We start from the raw sequence: 17,919 nt of genomic DNA, 5'->3' as shown, positions 1-17,919 counted from the left end.
TCATAAGGACTGCCCTTAAGGCTTGTGGTGGCGCTTTTTGCACAGCAACTGATTGCGTCTCCTCCCAAGCGCCAGTGAGAAAATGGGGACGAGAACCCACGCGGCTCAGAAGCTGAGCACAGCACAGCAGCCAGTCCCCTAGAGGGGGCTGTTTGTCCAAGACGAGCACTGCATAAGATCTCCGGTGTCACGATATAACATTGCACCCAAGGGCGCGCAACGTGTCCTTGGTCACAACATGCGACCCGTGAATCAGCTACGCGTTAACGGCTCTGAGGGCCCTTCCCCCCAGCCCCGAGGCCACGCCGGCCCAGACCTCGCCAAGGAAACTGTGAGACAGCCGGAATTGGTTCGGCAAAAGTGCCCGATTACCTTGCCCCCAGACTTCGACGGGCAGAGGAAAGGGCTGCCGACGGCGGCCAAACCACTTATGGCTTGGGAAGACGTCCGGAGGCCGAATGCGCCTCAACGACAAAAACGTGACTTTCATCACATGTAAACGGCTTCGCGGAGCGGTATCTCTTCTCTGCCTGCCGGAAGATCTTCACTTGAGAGCTTTCGGCCCGGCTGCAGTGAAGGAAATCAAGTGTCGGACTCCTCTTCAGTTCCTCTTCCCCTTGGAGACTCTACGTGCGAAGTATCGCCGCCATTACTGCACTTTCTTTTGCCGTTGCCGGCTGCACGCCACAAGCCGGAGAGCCCTCACGAAGCGAAGCCGTGAAGTCAATCAAGCTGAGCGATGTAGAGCTGATCCCCAGAGACGCGCTCTTCAGCAATCCAGAACGCACCGAGGTAACGATCAGCCCCGATGGCCGTTATATCGGTTGGGTGGCGCCCAGCGACGGGGTCCCAAATGTCTGGATTGCGCCGGCCGACAACTTAGCAGAGGCTAGAGCGGTGACTCAGGATCGGTCGCGTGGGATCAGTTCCTATACCTGGTCCCACCTTCCCGGCACCCTCCTTTTTGTTCGCGACAACGGTGGCGACGAGAACTATCACGTCTTCGCGCTCAACGTTGCCACCGGCGAACAGCGGGACATCTCCCCGTTCGAAAAGATCCAAGCAACGATCATTGGCATCAGCCGTTCGCATCCCGAAGAGGTGCTGATCGGAATGAATGATCGCGACCCGCAATGGCACGACCTGTATCGAGTCAACCTGACCAGTGGAACTCGTACGCTAGTGGAGCGAAATGATCAGAACTTCCGAAGCTACGTCACCGATAATGACTTCACTCCGCGCCTCGCAACGCGTGCACGCGATGACGGCGGCTTCGATGTGTTGTGGCGTTCTGCCAGCGGCTCGTGGGAAGCAATGGACACTGTCCCCTTCGAAGATGCGCTGACGACGGGTTACAGCGGCATCAGCGAAGATGGCAAAATTGCCTATCTGTTTGATTCACGAGACAGGAACACAACGGCCTTGTTCTCTGTGGAGCTCAGCACCAACAAGCGTTCGCTTCTGCATGAAGACCCCAAAGCGGACGTAACTGACGTCATCCTGTCCCCAAGCAGAGATTCGGCGCAGGCTGCCGCCTCCAACTACCTGCGGGAGAAGTGGGTTCCACTCGTCCCTTCCTTCGCCACCGATTTCAACAAGCTCAGGGAGCTGGGCCCTGGGGACATTTCCCTGTCAGCGCGTACAGATGATGACCGCACCTGGATCGTGTCCTACTCATCTCCCCAGGAGCCCGAACACTTCTATCGATATGATCGCAGCGCCGATGGGACGCTGACCCCTCTTTTTTCCAGCCGCCCTAAACTGGACAACAAGCCGCTTGCACCTCAATGGCCAAAACAGTTGATCACCCGCGATGGACTGACCTTGGTTGGCTATCTCACGCTGCCTAAGCACGCCGATCTCAACGCTGACGGAAGTCCTGAGCAACCATCTCCAATGGTGCTTCTGGTCCATGGTGGCCCGTGGGATCGAGACAAGTATGGCTACTCCTCACACGTGCAATGGCTTGCCAACCGCGGCTATGCAGTGTTGCAGGTCAACTTCCGTGGTTCGACCGGCTTTGGCAAGAACTTCGTGAACAAGGGTAATCTCGAGTGGGGCGCGAAGATGCATGACGATCTGCTCGACGCCGTACAGTGGGCCGTCGACACAGGTGTCACCACCAGCTCGGACGTCGCCATCATGGGTGGGAGCTATGGTGGGTATGCAACGCTGGTGGGCCTGACGAGTACGCCGGACACCTTCAAATGCGGCGTCGACGTGGTTGGTCCGTCCAATCTGCAAACGTTGATTGCCAGCACTCCGGCTCACTGGTCAAGCTTCGTTGAACAATTGGCAAGACGCGTCGGCGATGCTCGAACCGACGAGGGACGAAAGCTCTTGGCTGCGCGCTCCCCGATCCATCGCACAGACCAGATCAGCCGACCGCTGCTGATTGCGCAAGGTGCCAACGATCCGCGGGTTCCGCAGGCCGAGAGCGATCAGATCGTTCAAGCGATGAAGGTCCGCAACATTCCGGTCACCTACCTTCTATTCCCTGATGAGGGGCACGGTTTCGTTCGCGCGGAGAACTCGACTGCCTTCACCGCTGTCGCTGAGACCTTCCTGTCGAAGTGCCTTGGCGGACGATCTGAACCCATCGGATCGGCGTTGAGTGGGTCGAGCATTACCGTTCCTGTGGGTGCCGAGGACATCCCAGAGCTAGCGCTCGCATTGAAAAGTGGTGAACGAAAGGTTCTCAACTAGGAAACAACTCCAAGGCTGACAAGTGGAGCAGTCAGCCCGGCACCTCCACTCTCTGTGTCTGAAGCTCTCCGCGAACTTCTGTCGACTTGTTGGCTTGGGCAGTTCGCCGCAACGACAAGCTTTCCCAACTTGACCATTTGCTTGGCACATCAGATAGGCACGATGGCGCCAAGCGACCACTATCTCTCTGGAGCTGCAATGCTGCGATTTTCTTCCGCCTGCCTGCTGGCCGGCATGATGACCGCTGCCTCGGTGGGTACCGCCGTGGCCGCTGAAGACACCGACCGTTACGCCTGGCTGGAGGACGTCACCGGCGACAAGCCGTTGTCCTGGGTCAAGGAACAGAACGCCAAGTCCGAGGCGCGCCTGGCGCAGACCCCGGCCTTCAAGCAGATGGAGACCAGCATCCGCGAGGTGCTCGACTCGGACGCCAAGATTCCCGGCGTGCAGAAGATCGGTGACTACTACTACAACTTCTGGAAGGACAAGCAGCACGAGCGCGGCCTGTGGCGCCGCACCACCCTGGCCGAGTACCGCAAGGCCTCGCCGACCTGGGAGACCGTGCTCGACCTGGATGCGCTGAACAAGGCCGAGAACGAAAACTGGGTCTGGCACGGCGCCGACTGCCTGCGTCCGGACTACAGCCGCTGCCTGATCGCGCTGTCGCGCGGCGGTGCCGACGCCGATGTCACCCGCGAGTTCGACCTGGCCAGCAAGAGCTGGATCAAGGACGGCTTCTTCCGCCCCGAATCGAAGGGCGGCCTGAGCTGGATCGACCGCGACACCGTGTTCGTCTACACCGATTTCGGTACCGGCTCGATGACCACCTCTGGTTACCCGCGCGTGGCCAAGCTATGGAAGCGTGGCACGCCGATGTCCGCGGCCAGCCTGGTCTATGAAGGCAAGGTGGAGGACACACGCATCGTAGCAGTACACGACGACACCCCAGGTTTTGAGCGCAACCTGGTCATCCGTGCCCTGACTGCCTACAACAATGAGCTCTACCTGCGTGGCGATGATGGCAAGCTGACCATAATCGATGCACCGAACTCGGCCAAGAAGGGCCTGCACAAGCAGTGGCTGACTTTGCAGCCGCGTGAACCCTGGACCGTGGGTGGCAGGACGTACGCCTCCGGCTCGTTGCTAGCCACCCGGTTGGACGACTTCATGGCCGGCAAGCGCGACTTCGAGGTGCTGTTCACCCCGACCGCGACCACCTCGCTGGCCAGTGCCTCGTGGACCAAGAACCACCTGGTGCTGAACGTGCTGGACGACGTCAAGAACCGCCTGTCGGTGCTGACCCCGACCGCCAAGGGCTGGCAGAAGAGCGACTTCGTCGGCGCGCCGGCCTTCGGCACCCTGGGCGTCAGTGCGGTCGACAGCAATGACAGCGATGCAGTGTGGCTGACCGCCACCGACTACCTGACCCCGACCACCCTGGCCATCGCCGACATCGGCAAGGCGCCGGAAGTGCTGAAGACCATGCCGGCGTTCTTCGATGCCGACGGCAAGGTCATCGAACAGCACTTCGCCACCAGCAAGGACGGCACCCGCGTGCCGTACTTCGTGGTGCACGACAAGGCGATGAAGCTCGATGGCTCCAACCCGACCCTGCTGTTCGGCTACGGTGGCTTCGAGATCTCGCTGACCCCGGCGTATTCCGGTGGCATGGGTCGCGCCTGGCTGGAGAAGGGCGGCGTGTACGTGGTCGCCAACATCCGTGGTGGTGGCGAGTACGGCCCGCGCTGGCACCAGGCGGCGCTGAAGCAGAACCGTCACAAGGCCTATGAAGACATGGCCGCCGTTGCCCAGGATCTGGTCACCCGCAAGATCACTTCTGCCAAGCACCTGGGCGTGCAGGGCGGCAGCAACGGTGGCCTGCTCACCGGCAACATGCTGACCCAGTACCCGGAGCTGTTCGGTGCGGTGGTGGTGCAGGTTCCGCTGCTGGACATGAAGCGCTACAGCCACCTGCTGGCCGGCGCGTCGTGGATGGCCGAGTACGGCAACCCGGACACCAGCGACTGGGAGTTCATCAAGACCTTCTCGCCGTACCACCTGTTCGACGCGAAGAAGAGCTACCCGCCGGTGCTGTTCACCACCTCCACCCGCGATGACCGCGTACATCCGGGCCACGCCCGCAAGATGGCCGCGAAGATGATCGATGCCGGCAAGGATGTGACCTACTACGAGAACATCGAAGGCGGTCATGGCGGTGCGGCCAACAACGCGCAGGCCGCGCACATGTCCGCACTGGCCTACAGCTTCCTGTGGGAGCGGTTGGGCGGCAAATAAGCTAATTTCATTCAAACAACGTCGTGAAACGACGACGTTGTTTGTGGAGTTTTTTAGCAGCATGTCGATGCTTGAAAATGGTCTCACCAACTGTAGAGCACGACCAAATCAAGAGAAAAAAGCGAGAATAGTGAAATGAAATTTGTCGTCCCTGCAGCTGCACTCATCATTGGTGCCGTCCTAACGGCTTGCGCTACCTACGATGACTCGGCGCTTCACCAAACCTGCCGCGACTCAGCTCTCGTGAAGGATCTCCCCGCTCAAGTCGCAGCCAGGGAAAGCAAGTGCCGCAGCACAGAAGTCTGGTCGTCCGATCGACATCGGAACGACCAAACAATCGACTTCGGTGGGAAGAAGGACCGTTAGCGGCAACTGAGCGCACGACCAATGATTGCGACTGGGGGGAATCGAACACTTCCTTCACTTCGAGGTAGCGCCTGCAGTCGCTTCGACAGACGCTAGGCCTGCAGCTCTTTGCCGGTTAGCGGCAGGCCGGGCATCGGTCGTGGCGGCTCGATAGGCGTCCTGTCCACCATCCGAGCCACGGCTGCCCGCAGTCTGGGTAGAGGTTGGTCGCGCACCAGCATTCTGTGTAGCCGCTTCCGCTGCCCGTGCTGGCCGCCCGCGCATCCTTCGTCTGCCACATCCTCCGAACGTCTAGATGTACGCCCAAACCCTGCTCCTTGGCAGGCATGACACAGGCAATCTGTAGCCCGTTCTATCACAGCACCCAACCCTCCCCGTCTAGCCTCAGCCAGATGGGATCGGAGCAGTGCGGAAGCCTTGGTAGTCGGCGGAGGGAGGCATGGCCGGAGAATATGGTGAATTCGACTTTTGGTCCATCTCGAGCTTTCGCATGGAGTCCACCTTTGCGTCAGATCACCTCAGGGTCGAGTTGACCCTGACCACAGACGCCGGAAGTTCGGCGTTCCCCGCCCACCTATCGGGTCTGCTTCTCGAAAAGAACGTCGTCATATGTTTCACGGTGCAGCACGCGCAAATGGCTGAGCTCTACGACTTCATCCGTGAAGTTCAGACCACCGAGTTGAACAGGCGTCTTGAGCAGCTGCGCTACGGGCCGAGACTCCATGCTCGTAGAAGGGGTGCTGCTTGTCATCAAAGACCCGATACAGCGCGGCCAGGTCCGCGGAATCCAGGTTAAGCCAGGCACCGACGTGCTCGGGCTTGATGTTGATGATGGCTCGGTCGTGACCGACAGCCGTCGGTGCGGTCTAAAACTCAAGGGGCGTGCAGTACATCAAAACACTGGCCGACGCGTACATCAGCCAGTGCGGGTGCAGTGACGATCAGTTGTAGATGATCGTGTACTTGACGCTGCTTTTTACTTCACCTGGAGTGACGTTCGGAAACCCGTAGTACTGAACGTAGTAGTTCAAGTTCGCGGTCCCGTCGGCGGCCACGGTCACCCACTGGGAGTTTTCCTGCGCTTGGTTGGAGCCCGAGGCAAAGATCCGCAGAACTTCATTGTTCGAACCCAGCAGTTGCAATTGCACCATTTGGGCATGGTTGCTGCTCGGAGCTTGATTTATCAGGAAACCGGTTTTGGAGTCGACGGTCGGACCTGGCTCAAAGTAGGTAGCAACGTTGCCGGGACTGCAATTGGTCAAGTTGATCGAGAACGGTGTACGTCCAGCCGTCTTCCAAAAATTCAAGCTGCTTACAGCAACCGTGGGCAAGCTGACTGAGAAGTCCTTCCCGCCCGGGGTAGCGATGGTGCAAGTCTTATCGGTCACCTTGCCGTTGAAGGTGACGGTGCCGTCGGCGGCGTTGGCGGAGAGTGGTGCCGAAATGATCATTAGAGCAGCCAAGCGTTTGATCTTGTTCAATTCAATCAACCTGAGAAAAAGTGAAATTTAGGAGGAGGCTCGACCCAACTCACAAGGCACCCCCTGGACGGTCGGTGCTCGCATTCAGGCCGACGCGCCAAGGTTGGCAAAGTCTATATTGCGACGCAAGTCTCATTTCTCCCGCCCGCAATCACTCCATTCATGCTTTATTCATGCGATAACGAGGAGGAATTGGCTTTGACCGAGCCCTTCTTGCCGACTGAACAGCGATCCTTTTCCTCGATCCAGCAGAGTCAGACCCGCGTGCGTGGCGCCGAGCTGGAAGGCCGCTGGAACAGTGGCCAGGGCCTGAGCGTTTACGGCAGCTACACCCGCCTCGATGCGAAGGTCCGGCGCAGCACCGATGCTGCTTCGGTGGGCAAGCGGATTGCGCTGGTGCCGAAGCAAAGCGCCTCGCTCGGCGCTGACTACACCTTCACCGCCGGCGCGCTGAGTGGGTTCGGCTTCGGTGCGTGCGTGCGTGCGTGCGTTACAACGGTGGCATCTACGGCGATGTCTACAACGACTGGTACACGCCGTCGTTCACCCTGATCGATGCCAGCGTGCATTACGACCGCGGCCTGTGGCGCCTGCAGGTCAATGCCGCCAATGCCGCCGACGAGAAGTACGTGTCAGCCTGCAACAGCGCGACCTGGTGCTACTACGGCTATCCGCGCATCGTCACTGCCAGCCTGCGGTATCAGTGGTGAATCCCGCCGCCCCGGGCTGCTGTGCCTGGGGCGATGAGAGCGGTCGTCCACCTGCATTGAAGGGCCGCAGGCGCTCGGTGCCTACGACCCTTTTGACGGTTCACATGAAGTCGTAGCTGAGGGTGAAGCGGACATTACGTCCCGGCTGTGACCAGCGACCGATGCCATCCGGACTGGTTGCGCCCTGGAAGATCGCAGTACCGGCGCCAGCGGTACGCACCCGGTTCCACAGGTAGTACTCCTTGTTGAACACGTTGTAGACGCCCGCCGTCAGGTTGATCCGGGGAGTGATGGCGTAGTTGCCGAATACATCCAGCAGAGTGTACTCACGGGCCTTGTGGGCATAGACCGGCACCACTTCAACGCCGTAGCTGCCGTTGGTGATGCTCTTGCCGTAATCCGACGGATCCTTGCGCTGCTGGTGGGTAATGTTGGCGGTGACGCTCCAGCGCCGCGAGGGTGCGTTGTAGGTCAGGCCGCCCACGGCCTTGGCCGGGATGATGCTGGCCAGCGGCTGATCGTCGTTGTCGGTGCCCTCGTTGTACGAGTAAGCCACGCGGGCCAGCCAGTTGTCGGCCATCAGCCACATGCCTTCGGCTTCCACGCCCTTCACTTCCACCTCGCCGCGGTTGATCGGCATGGTGTAGGTGTAGCCGTTGCTGACAACGCCCCGGTTGTTGCGGTACCGGGTGCCTTCGTCGGCCACGAACTGCGCGGTATCGATAAAGTTGCTGTACTTGTCACGGAATATCGAGACGCCAAGACGCAGGCGATCGCTCTGCAAGCGCCAGCCCAGTTCCAGATTGAGGCTGCGCTCGGCATCCAGATCCGGGTTGCTCCTACCGTCGGGCACGGTGACGGTGGCGCCGTCGGACACGCGGGTGATCTCGGTGGTGGACGAGCTGCCGTACATGTCATTCACGCCGGGTGCGCGGAAACCGCGCCCGCCCTGCATCCACAGCGACTGGCTGTCGGTGAACTTGAATTCGGCGCCCAGATTCCAAGTTGGCGAGGAGAACTTCGACACGCCAACGCTGCCCGCACCGCCCTTGTAACCGGACTGTCCGTTGCTGCCAGCCGATGTTTGCGGGGTGTACTTGTAGCTGTCGTAACGCAGGCCACCGGTCAGGCTGAGACGGTCATCGAGCAGGCGCACGCGGTCACGCACGTAGGCGGTCAGATCGGTTTCGCGGGTGTCCGGCCACAGCGACGGGTCGGTTTCGCGGGTGAACAGGGTGCCGGTGTTGCCCCAGCGCGAGTCCACCGAGTTCCAGTGGATCTTTGCCTGCTGCCGGGCCGCGCCATACACGATGTCGTGACGCAGGCCGGCGGCTTCGACGCTCTTGTCGAAATCCAGGGCGACGCGTTGGCGCTTCTGCGTGTCCCAGCGGTTCTCCTGGCGCGAGCACAGCGCCGTGGCCGAGCACCGGGTGCCGTAGGTCGCGGCCGTTCCGTTGGCCACCAACACGTTGGTCTGGCCCTGGATGTAGTTCTTCTGGTAATCGGCGGTGGCGTCCATGCTGTCGAACAGCGCATTGCCGGCGCGCCAGGTGTATTTCAGGCCGTAGCGATCGCGGTCGCTGCGATCTTCGGCGCTGCGGAAGAAGTACGACCCGGTGCCATCACTGCGAGTCCAGTTGTCGACATCGTTGGTGGCGCGGGCACGCTCGTAGATCACGCCCAAGGTCTGCGCATCGGTGGCCAGGAAGTTGACCTTGAACAGCAGGTTGTCGTTCTCGCGATCGACCGGATCGGGCGTGCGGCGCCCTGGGCCGAGACGGTTGAGGGTGGTGTCGTACCAGGATTCGGTCTCGTGGCCATCGCGCTTGGTGTAGACCAGAAGCGATTCGAAACGACCCGTGCGGTTGGCCAGAGTCAGCGAGCCCATGTTCTCGTCGTTGGAGCCGGTATAGCCGTACTTCACCGAACCGAAGCTGTCGTTGCCGCTGGCCTCGAGGAAGTCGGCCGGGTCCTTGGTGGTGAACATCACCGCGCCGCTGAGCGCACCGCTGCCGGCGGTGATCGCATCGGCACCCTTGATGATCTCCACCGTCTTGACCGCTTCCAGATCGACGCTGCCACGGCCGGAACGGAAGAACTCATATGGCTGGTAGCTGCCCGGATCCATGCTCTGCGGGAAGCTGAGGCCATCGAGCGTGATGGAGACGCGGTCGGCTTCCAGGCCGCGGATGTTGAAGCCGTTGAAGCCGGCACGGCCCAGGTCGACCATTTCGACCCCCGGCACGTAGCGGATGGCGTCTTCCATGCTTTGCGCACCCTGCTGCCGCAAGGTCTTGGCAGACAGTGTGGTGACGTTCTGGTTGTCGGATTTCTTGCGCGTCTCGGTCACCTGGATGGTGTCAAGGGTGCTGTCCGCTTCAAGGGCGGCCGCGCGGGTGAGTGTCGGCAGGGCCAGGCTGGTGCCAATGGCCAAGGCCAGCAGTGAGGGTTTCAGTTTCATCGGAGACTCCGCAGTGGTGGAAGGTGGTGTCGCCACGGGCGGGGAGTCGTCCGTGGCGTTCCTGGCTGCGGAGCGCCGGGGTGCGGCGCGGTCTGCGTTGCTGGGAGTAGGAAAGGATTCGGGTCAGGGCCTAGAGATCTGCAGGGCGCCGATCTCGCTGCTGCCGTCTGCTTGCGTCGGCAGGCCCGTGCCCTGCCCGGTATTGATCGGCACGGACAGGAATTCGTGACCGCCGCCTTGGCGAGCCGCCTCGACCTGCACGCGATAAGAGCCCGGCGGTAGGGCCTGGCCGCGATCGTCGCGGCCATCCCACGCCACCGAATAGCGGCCCGGCATGCGCGTCGGGCGCGCGATGCCCTGGATCGCCGGTAGATCGTCACGGCCATAACGGCGCCACCACTGCGGCAGATCCTGCAGATAGCGCGAGCGCTCGCCCAGAACCAGCAACTGGCGCACTGGGCTGCCGTCCTCGCGGGCGATCCACAGGGCGAGGTACGGCGCGTGGTAACGCTCGCTGTCAAGCTGTGGCACCTGGTAATCGATGACCAGCTGTTCGGGCGCTGCCGTCTGGCCGGTTTGAACTACCAGCAATGCGGGCCAGCGCTGCGAGGCAAAGGCGGTGCCGGTATCGCTGAGGATCAGCGCGGCCACGTCCGGCATCGCGTCGGCCAGTTCCAGGCCAGAGCGGATCGGCATCACTGACAGTGCGGTGGCCAACGCATCGGCGCTTGCGGTATCGGCGGCCACCACGGTGGCAGACGGTGCGAACTGCATGGGCCAGCCTGACCAGGGATCGAGGATGTGGCTGTACTGGCGTCGGCCGACCGTGTAGCCACGGGTGGCATGGCCGCTGGCGGCGATCGCCTGCGAGCGCAGCGCCACGGTGGCCAACGCGGGCCCGTTGTCGCGCGGCGCGCGCGCATCGGCCATGCCGACAAGCCACGGCTGCCCTGCCCCGCGGGCCTGCCAGTAACGGGCATCGCCGCCGATATCCAGGCCGATGGCAGTGGCCGCAGGCGCTGCGGCGCGGGCCGCTGCCAGGGCGCGATCGATGATGTAACCCTTGGCCAGGGCATCCACATCAAAGACCACCGCTGGTGGACGCGTGATTGGTTGGCGGTCGTCCAGGTTGACTTCAGCCGCCGCCGCGGCCGTTGCCAGTCCACGCAGTTCTTCGCGCGTCGGCAGCACGCCACGCTCCTGTGCCTGCCGCCAGCGCTGTGCCAGCGCGCCCAGGCGGCAGCTGAAAAGCCCTTCAGTGCGTGCGCGCCATTCTTCGCAGAGGCGCAGCACGGCACGCAGATCGCCGGAAAGTTGCTGGGGCCCGGTGCTGGCATTGAAGCGACTGAGCTCGCTGTCCGAGCGCCAACGGCTGAGCACGGCATCCAGCCGCTCGATCTCGGCCAGTGCCGCATGCTGGGCAGCTGCAGCCTGCGCTGCAGGTGCGTCGATGCGCAGGTCGAGCGAGGTGCCGAGCACATCATCGCGGTGCAGTTCGGCAGCGCTGGCACCGCCGGCATGCAGTCCGCACAGCGTCACGCAGGTCGCCAGCAGCAGGTTGGAAAGGGACGTCATCGAGGGCTCGATCGGGCACAGGGCCTCCCGGGCCACCTGATACAGACGGCCCGGTCAGCGGGAAGGACAACGGTTACAACGACGGGTCACCCGCTCGGGGGGACCCGGGCAATCAACGGCGCGGTGCGGGCGGCGGCACCTTGGCGTCGGCCGCATCGACCACGCCATCCTTGTTGCGGTCGGCAGTTTCGAACAGTCGCTTGCCCGACACCTGGTACTCGGCGAAGGTCATGTGGCCATCCTTGTCGGCATCCAGCACACCAAAGCGCACATGCACCTGGCGGTCGCCGCCCTGGTCCATCGCATCGATGCGGCGGTCCACGCGGGTCTCGAATTCGGCCAGGTACTCCTCAAGGCTCAGCTGGTCATCACCATTGCTGTCGGTGCGGGCAAACTGTGCATCGCGCACCCGCTGGTACTCGGCGCGGTCGACCTTGCCGTCACCGTTCTCGTCGTACAGCTCCAGGAAGCCGGCGGCGGTATGACTGGTCGGCATGCCCAGACGGCTGCGTGGCTGGTTGTCGAAGCGCTGGGCGCCGGCGGCGGTTTTCGCTTCGCGCTGCGGCGCAGCCTTGGCGTCCGTAGCCTTGCTGGCCAGCGCCTTCTGCCCGCCCTGCCAGGTCTTCTCGCCGGCGGCATCGAACTCGGCACGGGAGATCTGGCCGTTCTTGTCGGTATCCAGGGCAGCAAAGCGCGCCTTGGTCTGTTCGACCTGGGCGGCACGCTCACGCTCGATCTCGGCCGCCACCCGGGCATCGAACTCGGCCACGTATTCTGTTTCTTCCACGGTGCCGTTTTTGTTGGTGTCGGTGGCGTCGAAGCGGGTGCGCCGGAAGGTTTCGAACTCCTGCCACGTCACGCGGCCATCGCCGTTGTCGTCGTGCTCGGCGATGAAGGCCAGCACATTGTTGCCGTGGCCGCCCACCAGCGGACGCGGGCCTTGGGTGGTCTGGGCGGAAACAGCAGAAGAAAGCAGCAGCGCGGCAACGCACGCACTGGCAAGCACGGTGATTTTCATGTCGACCTCGAAGGCGGTGTTACAGGGAAATCAGGGATTGAGCACGCGAAACGAAAGCGTGACGCTGTTGCTGTACTCGGCCACCGGCGCGCCTGCCGGCGCGGCCGTACGGTAGCGGGTCAGCGCAAGCCACGTGCCGGCGACGGAAAGCGGGAAACGCACGTGCCCGGCGGCATCGCTCTTAAGGTTTGCCACCTGCGGCGTGCGATCCGAGCTCCAGACCGCCTCGGTGATCTCCAAGAGCTGGTCGGCCAACGGCTTGCCGTCGTACTGCACGATGAAATCGAAGGCCTCCCCCACGTACAGATCGCTGGGGTGCGTGACCGGCACCAGCTCCAGGCCCTTGTTGCGTGGGGCCAGCGCAGTGCGATCCGGGTTACCCGCAGTGACGTAGCTGACAGCCTGGGTGAGCGACTGGAAATCGGAGATGACCTTGGCACCGGCTGGAATCTTTGCTGCCGGGTCACGCGAGCTCTCGCGCTTGCCGTTCTGCTCCCAGATACGGAACAGCGCGCCCAGACGCGGGCCGGTGCTGATGCGGTAGGTGCCGGTGCCCGCCGGCAGTGTGTACTCGGCCACGGTGCGGGTCTTCATCACCTGCGAGGCCAGCGGCGCTTCAGCGCCGTCCGGGCCGGTGACCGAGAACTGGCTGTCGTCGAATGCGGCTTCCGGTACGAAGAAGGCTTCTGCGAACGACGCGTCCAGGGCGATGGTCTGGCCCGCTCGGGGAGCAAAGTTGCTGGGCACCAGATATGGGGTGTGGGCGGATGCCGGCAGGGAAGAGGCCAGTGCCAGGGCGGCAGTGGCCAGCAGGGATGCAGTCTTCATGGGCGCCTTCGTGTCGGTGAGCGGGGCGCTGGCGAGACGAGGTCCGGGCTGGCGAGCGGAATGCTATGACAAATGCGATTCGTTATCAATTAGTGAAATTTGGCGAAATGTATCGCTTCAAGTAGTCCTGGTATCCGGAAGTCCCCGAAACAGAGTCTCGGAGCTGGTCTTCAACTGCTTCCGTTACCGCTATAGACATGGAACCAATTCCAATTCTCATCGCTCGGCGCGAACCGCTGTGGCGGCCTGCATTGAAGACTGCCAGCGACACTTCGCATGACCACGGACCGCTGGAAGCGATGTACCTGAGTCATGGGCATTGGCTCACCGCATGGCTGAGACAACGAATGGCTGACCACCATGAGGCAGCCGATCTCGTGCAGGACACCTTCGCTCGACTTTGTTGTCGTGCACGCGACCTGGATCGGATAAGCGAGCCCAGAGCCTATCTGACCGTTGTCGCCAAGCGTCTGTTGATCAACCGATACCAGAGGCAGGCGCTTGAGAAGGCCTATCTCAGTTCCCTGCGTGAAAAGCCCGAATCCTACGCGCCATCTCCGGAGGAGCGGGCCGTGGTGCTTGAAACACTGCTGGAACTGGACAGGATGCTGGATGGCCTTCCTCCGAAAGTCCGGCGCGCGTTTCTGCTTTCACAGCTGGATGGCATGAGCTATGGGCAGATCGCAGCGTCTCTGAAGGTCAGTGTGCGAACCGTCACCCGCTACATGTCGGATGCGTATGCACAGTGTCTTCGACTGGTGCTATCCGCCGATCAATGAACCCGAGCCCCCAACGCTTCGACCAGGCATTGATCGGCGAGGCCGCCCAGTGGCTTGCGCGATCCAGGTCGCCCGACTTCAGCGAATCAGACGCCGAAGCACTACAACGGTGGCGTTCGACCAGTGCTATCAATGAGTACATCTGGCGTAAAGCCCTGGAGATTGACCGGAGCTTTGGTTCCGTGCCCGCAGACGTGGGCATGAGTGTTCTGGATCGGCGGCGTGCAACTTCGCGACGGGGCGTGCTCAAGATGCTGGGCGCTCTGACCATTGCGCCCTCAGCGGGTTGGTGGTTCTATCGTTCGTCCACAGGTCAAGCCCTCCGGGCCGACTTCCGAACTGGAACCGGTGAACGGCAGACGGTTCAACTGAACGACGCGACGCGTGTCGATCTCAATACCGCCTCGGCCATCGATGTTCATGCAGACAGCCTGGCAATCAACCTCCGCCTTATTGAGGGGGAGATCCTGCTGGACGCATCCAGATCGGGCACTCGCCCCCCACTCCCCTGCGAGATCAACACTGCGCATGCGAGCCTGGTCAGCAAGCAGGCGCGCATCATGGTCCGCTGCACTGACGGCTACACAGATATTACGGTGTTGGAAGGCACCGCAACGGCTGCGCCTGTGACGACGGCAGAAAGATTCACAGTGCTGGCGGGCGAGAAGGTGCGGATCACCCCAGAAGGCGCAGGGGAGCTCGCCCCGGTGCCCGACGGTGCGGACGGCTGGCTCATAGGCGTTCTATTCGCGGATCGAATGAGGCTCGATCAGTTCCTTTCGGAGCTGACGCGCTATCGCCGCGGCATCATCAGATGCGATCCTTCCATTGCCGGTCTGCCTGTCTCGGGCGCGTTCCAGCTGAAGGACCCGGATGAGATTCTGCGTCTGCTCGCAAAGAGCCTGCCCGTTCGGATACAGGAGAGGACCTCCTACTGGATCAACGTTACCGCCACCTAGGTGCGCCTCGCATGTCCTGATTCACCGCCTCGCCTGTCATGTAAGGAGAAGACTTCATCCACCTGAAGAAGGACACGCTCCCTCATGCAACGAACGCCCTTCCTGCGCGACACCCCCAGCCCTGGTGTTCGCCCACTCGTCCACGCCATGCAGATCGCCACCATGGCCATGGCGAGCCTGGGCATGGTGTCCGCTGCTTTTGCGCAGACAGCGACCGAGCCCACCCAGCGCCAGGGAGCAACCGAGGTTCGTATCGCAGCATCGCCGCTGGGTGCGGCCCTGATCCGCTTTGCAGCGGTATCCGGCGTCAATCTCAGCCTGGACCCTTCTCAGATCCAAGGGATGCAGGCAGAGGGGCTCTCAGGACAGTTCACAGTCGAAGCGGGCTTCGCCGCCCTGTTGAAGAACACGGGCTTTGAGGGCGTTCGTTCTGATCGAGGCAGCTACGTTCTCCAGCGGCGCAGCCCCGATCCATCTAGCAAGCCTGCTGCTCGCGCAGCAAATGCTTGGCCAAATCCGACGGTGGCGTCAGAGCTATCCACAGTAACCGTCACGGCACGAACTCAAAGTACGGTGATACCCCCTACCCAGCCAGTGACGGTATTCGATAGACAGGCGATCGAGACGCTTCGTCTCGGCTCGGATTCCATTGCAACTCTCATCAGTAAAGCAACACCCGGCATGGCAGATTCAAGCCACACGGTGACCGACTACGGTCAGACGCTGCGAGGACGAAACATGCTCATTCTCGTAGATGGCATTCCCTTGAACACCGGACGCGATTCGTCACGCAATCTTGCAAACATCAATCCTGCAGATATCGAAGAAATCGAGATCCTGCGCGGCAGCAGCGCAATCTACGGAAGCGGCGCGCCAGGCGGAGTGATCTCCATCCGTACCCGACGACCAACGGGAGGCCTGCGGATGGAGTCGACGATCACCGCAAACAGCCCCCTCTCCACGCTTTCGGCAGCCGGCCTTGGTGGCGAGATGCAGCACTATCTCTCAGGAGGAAATGACCGGATCGACTATTCCTTCAGTCTTGGCGCGCGGCACACTGGAGCATCCTTCGACGCTCGCGGGCACCGAATTGCGCCCGAGCCGAGCCAGGGCGACCTTTTTGATTCCAATACGATCAACGGAACCGGCAAGCTCGGCTTCCAGTTGGATGAGGATCAAAGGTTGCAGCTCTCGCTGAGCTATCTGGAATCAAGGCAGGATAGCGACTACGCGTCGGACCCCTCAGTCGCCCGTCTTGCTCTTGGATCAGCACCCGCGCGCTCGATCAAGGGGCTCGAGCTGGACAGGCAGAATCAAGTCCAGAACAAGCTCGTCGGTATCGACTACGAACATCGCGACCTCCTCGGGAGCACCCTTGCAGCGCAGATCTACTACCGGGACTTCTACACCCGGTTTGCGCCGTTCGATGCGCGTGCAGTGCCAGTGCGAGGCGCCCATGTTGACCAGACGATGCAGCGCTCGGAGGTGATGGGAGGGCGGCTGACAGTGAAGACGCAGTTCGGCGACGGCGGAAGAACCCTGTTGATCTGGGGCAGTGACTTCAATCGCGAGCGCAGCGACATGCCCATCGATGTTTTTGATCCATTGGCCTACGACGCAAGTGGCGGGCTCGTCTTCAGGAAAACCGGTCGACTCATCTACATGCCGCCAGTCACCACCCGCAACGTTGCGGCGTTTGGACAGTTCCAGCATAAGTTCAATGAGCGTTTCTCCGCCGAAGCAGGCATCCGGTTCGACAAGGCAAAGACTCGATTCGACGACTTCGTCCCCCTGTCGCAATCACGCGCAGCGGCGCCTCGGCAGGTCAAGGGCGGGTCAGTGGACTACTCGTCGACGACCTACAACGCCGGGCTGATCTACACCCCTGTAAAGGGCCAGGAGATCTATGCCTCCTTCCGGCAGGGCATTGAGTTGCCGGATATCGGCGTCGTCATCCGCAACGCCACTCCGGCGTTCAGCATCTCGGCCTCCAGCCTGCAAGCCGTAAAGACGGACACCTTCGAGCTCGGTTGGCGGGGTACCTTTGATCTGTCTACGGCAAGCATCGCTGTGTTTCAGTCGCAGTCAGACCTGGGCGCAGTACAGAGCTTCAACAATGGCTTGTCTCTGCTGCGTACAAAAGAAAAGATCCATGGTGTCGAAGCCAGCCTGGACTACTTTGACCCCAACTCGCCATGGAGCGCGGGTGCGTCAATGGCCTGGCTCAAGGGCCGGGAGCGTCCGCAGTCGGCCAGTGCGTACTAGGACATGACGGGGTACCGCATTCCTCCGCTGAAGCTGACGGCCTACGTGGAGTACCGACCCACAGATGCATGGACTCACCGCATTCAAGCGACGTCGTACTCATCCAAGGACTACCGCCTGGATGGCCGAACCGGGTTCGGGCGCTACGACACCCAAAGCTACACGACCGTGGACGTCATGACTCAATGGTCGATCAACTCAAACAATCGGGTTTCCGGCGGAATAGAGAATCTCTTCAACCGCTATTACTACCCCCTGTATAGCCAGCTTCTCAGGAACAACAACAACACCAGCCACCTGCCAGCACCTGGCGCATCGTTGCGAGTCACGTACTCCCATACCTGGTAGCTGACGTCACCAGTCCCACTCGCATTCCTTGGAAGACCAAGCCGAGGGGTGTGAGGGCTTTGGACGGGTGAGCAGAGCAACGGATAAGGGGCCGCAGCAACTGCGGCCCACGCTTTCTGCGATCAGCA

Annotated in this window: 11 protein-coding genes and 2 pseudogenes; 7 read left to right on the top strand and 6 right to left on the bottom strand. The window is 61.7% G+C overall.

The window, feature by feature from the left end:
- The first annotated feature begins 630 nt into the window (after positions 1–630).
- Positions 631–2,706 carry a S9 family peptidase gene (locus tag AC3IR9_RS10270; RefSeq protein ID WP_489295619.1) on the top strand — a complete coding sequence of 692 codons (2,076 nt, stop codon included), beginning with the start codon at positions 631–633 and terminating at the stop codon, positions 2,704–2,706.
- A 198-nt stretch (positions 2,707–2,904) separates the two neighbouring features.
- Positions 2,905–5,001, top strand: coding sequence for a prolyl oligopeptidase family serine peptidase (locus AC3IR9_RS10265; RefSeq protein ID WP_489295618.1), 2,097 nt, complete (start codon positions 2,905–2,907; stop codon positions 4,999–5,001).
- 1,019 nt (positions 5,002–6,020) lie between these two features.
- Here the strand turns inward: AC3IR9_RS10265 and AC3IR9_RS10260 are convergent.
- Together AC3IR9_RS10260 and AC3IR9_RS10255 are read right to left on the bottom strand one after the other, a co-directional pair.
- Positions 6,021–6,221, bottom strand: a pseudogene (locus AC3IR9_RS10260) (hypothetical protein); the annotation flags it as partial.
- An 87-nt stretch (positions 6,222–6,308) separates the two neighbouring features.
- The gene (locus AC3IR9_RS10255) at positions 6,309–6,848 is read right to left on the bottom strand and encodes a fimbrial protein (RefSeq protein WP_489295617.1); all 540 of its coding nucleotides are present in this window, start codon (positions 6,846–6,848) and stop codon (positions 6,309–6,311) included.
- A gap of 162 nt (positions 6,849–7,010) precedes the next feature.
- On the opposite strand from AC3IR9_RS10255, the gene AC3IR9_RS10250 reads away from it, so the two are divergent.
- Together AC3IR9_RS10250 and AC3IR9_RS10245 are read left to right on the top strand one after the other, a co-directional pair.
- The gene (locus AC3IR9_RS10250) at positions 7,011–7,400 is read left to right on the top strand and encodes a TonB-dependent receptor domain-containing protein (protein ID WP_489295616.1); all 390 of its coding nucleotides are present in this window, start codon (positions 7,011–7,013) and stop codon (positions 7,398–7,400) included.
- Positions 7,334–7,558, top strand: coding sequence for a hypothetical protein (locus AC3IR9_RS10245; RefSeq protein ID WP_489295615.1), 225 nt, complete (start codon positions 7,334–7,336; stop codon positions 7,556–7,558). The genes AC3IR9_RS10250 and AC3IR9_RS10245 overlap by 67 nt, the downstream gene beginning before the upstream one ends.
- A 100-nt stretch (positions 7,559–7,658) precedes the next feature.
- Here the strand turns inward: AC3IR9_RS10245 and AC3IR9_RS10240 are convergent, their stop codons facing one another.
- The 4 genes from AC3IR9_RS10240 to AC3IR9_RS10225 all read right to left on the bottom strand — a co-directional run bounded on the left by AC3IR9_RS10240 (position 7,659) and on the right by AC3IR9_RS10225 (position 13,440).
- Positions 7,659–10,019: a TonB-dependent hemoglobin/transferrin/lactoferrin family receptor gene (locus tag AC3IR9_RS10240; protein ID WP_489295614.1), complete on the bottom strand. Its 2,361-nt coding sequence runs from the start codon at positions 10,017–10,019 to the stop codon at positions 7,659–7,661.
- A 123-nt stretch (positions 10,020–10,142) separates the two neighbouring features.
- Entirely contained in the window at positions 10,143–11,594 is a 1,452-nt protein-coding gene (locus tag AC3IR9_RS10235) for a DUF2271 domain-containing protein (RefSeq protein WP_489295613.1), read from the bottom strand.
- A 112-nt stretch (positions 11,595–11,706) separates the two neighbouring features.
- Positions 11,707–12,612, bottom strand: a complete 906-nt coding sequence (locus AC3IR9_RS10230; RefSeq protein ID WP_489295612.1) for an EF-hand domain-containing protein — start codon at positions 12,610–12,612, stop codon at positions 11,707–11,709.
- Between the two features lie 30 nt (positions 12,613–12,642).
- Positions 12,643–13,440, bottom strand: a complete 798-nt coding sequence (locus AC3IR9_RS10225) for a DUF4198 domain-containing protein (RefSeq protein ID WP_489295611.1) — start codon at positions 13,438–13,440, stop codon at positions 12,643–12,645.
- Between the two features lie 197 nt (positions 13,441–13,637).
- Between AC3IR9_RS10225 and AC3IR9_RS10220 the strand changes: the two genes are divergently transcribed.
- The 3 genes and pseudogenes from AC3IR9_RS10220 (at position 13,638) to AC3IR9_RS10210 (ending at position 17,791) form a co-directional block, all read left to right on the top strand.
- The gene (locus tag AC3IR9_RS10220; protein ID WP_489295610.1) at positions 13,638–14,219 is read left to right on the top strand and encodes a sigma-70 family RNA polymerase sigma factor; all 582 of its coding nucleotides are present in this window, start codon (positions 13,638–13,640) and stop codon (positions 14,217–14,219) included.
- On the top strand, positions 14,216–15,178 hold the full coding sequence (locus AC3IR9_RS10215; RefSeq protein WP_489295609.1) for a FecR domain-containing protein: 963 nt from the start codon (positions 14,216–14,218) through the stop codon (positions 15,176–15,178). Before AC3IR9_RS10220 ends, AC3IR9_RS10215 begins: the two co-directional genes overlap by 4 nt.
- 84 nt (positions 15,179–15,262) lie before the next feature.
- A pseudogene (locus AC3IR9_RS10210) lies at positions 15,263–17,791 on the top strand (TonB-dependent receptor).
- Positions 17,792–17,919: the final 128 nt, after the last annotated feature.

It is taken from the genome of Stenotrophomonas sp. GL_101 (assembly GCF_057835675.1).
This window is presented reverse-complemented; position numbering and strand designations above follow the sequence as displayed.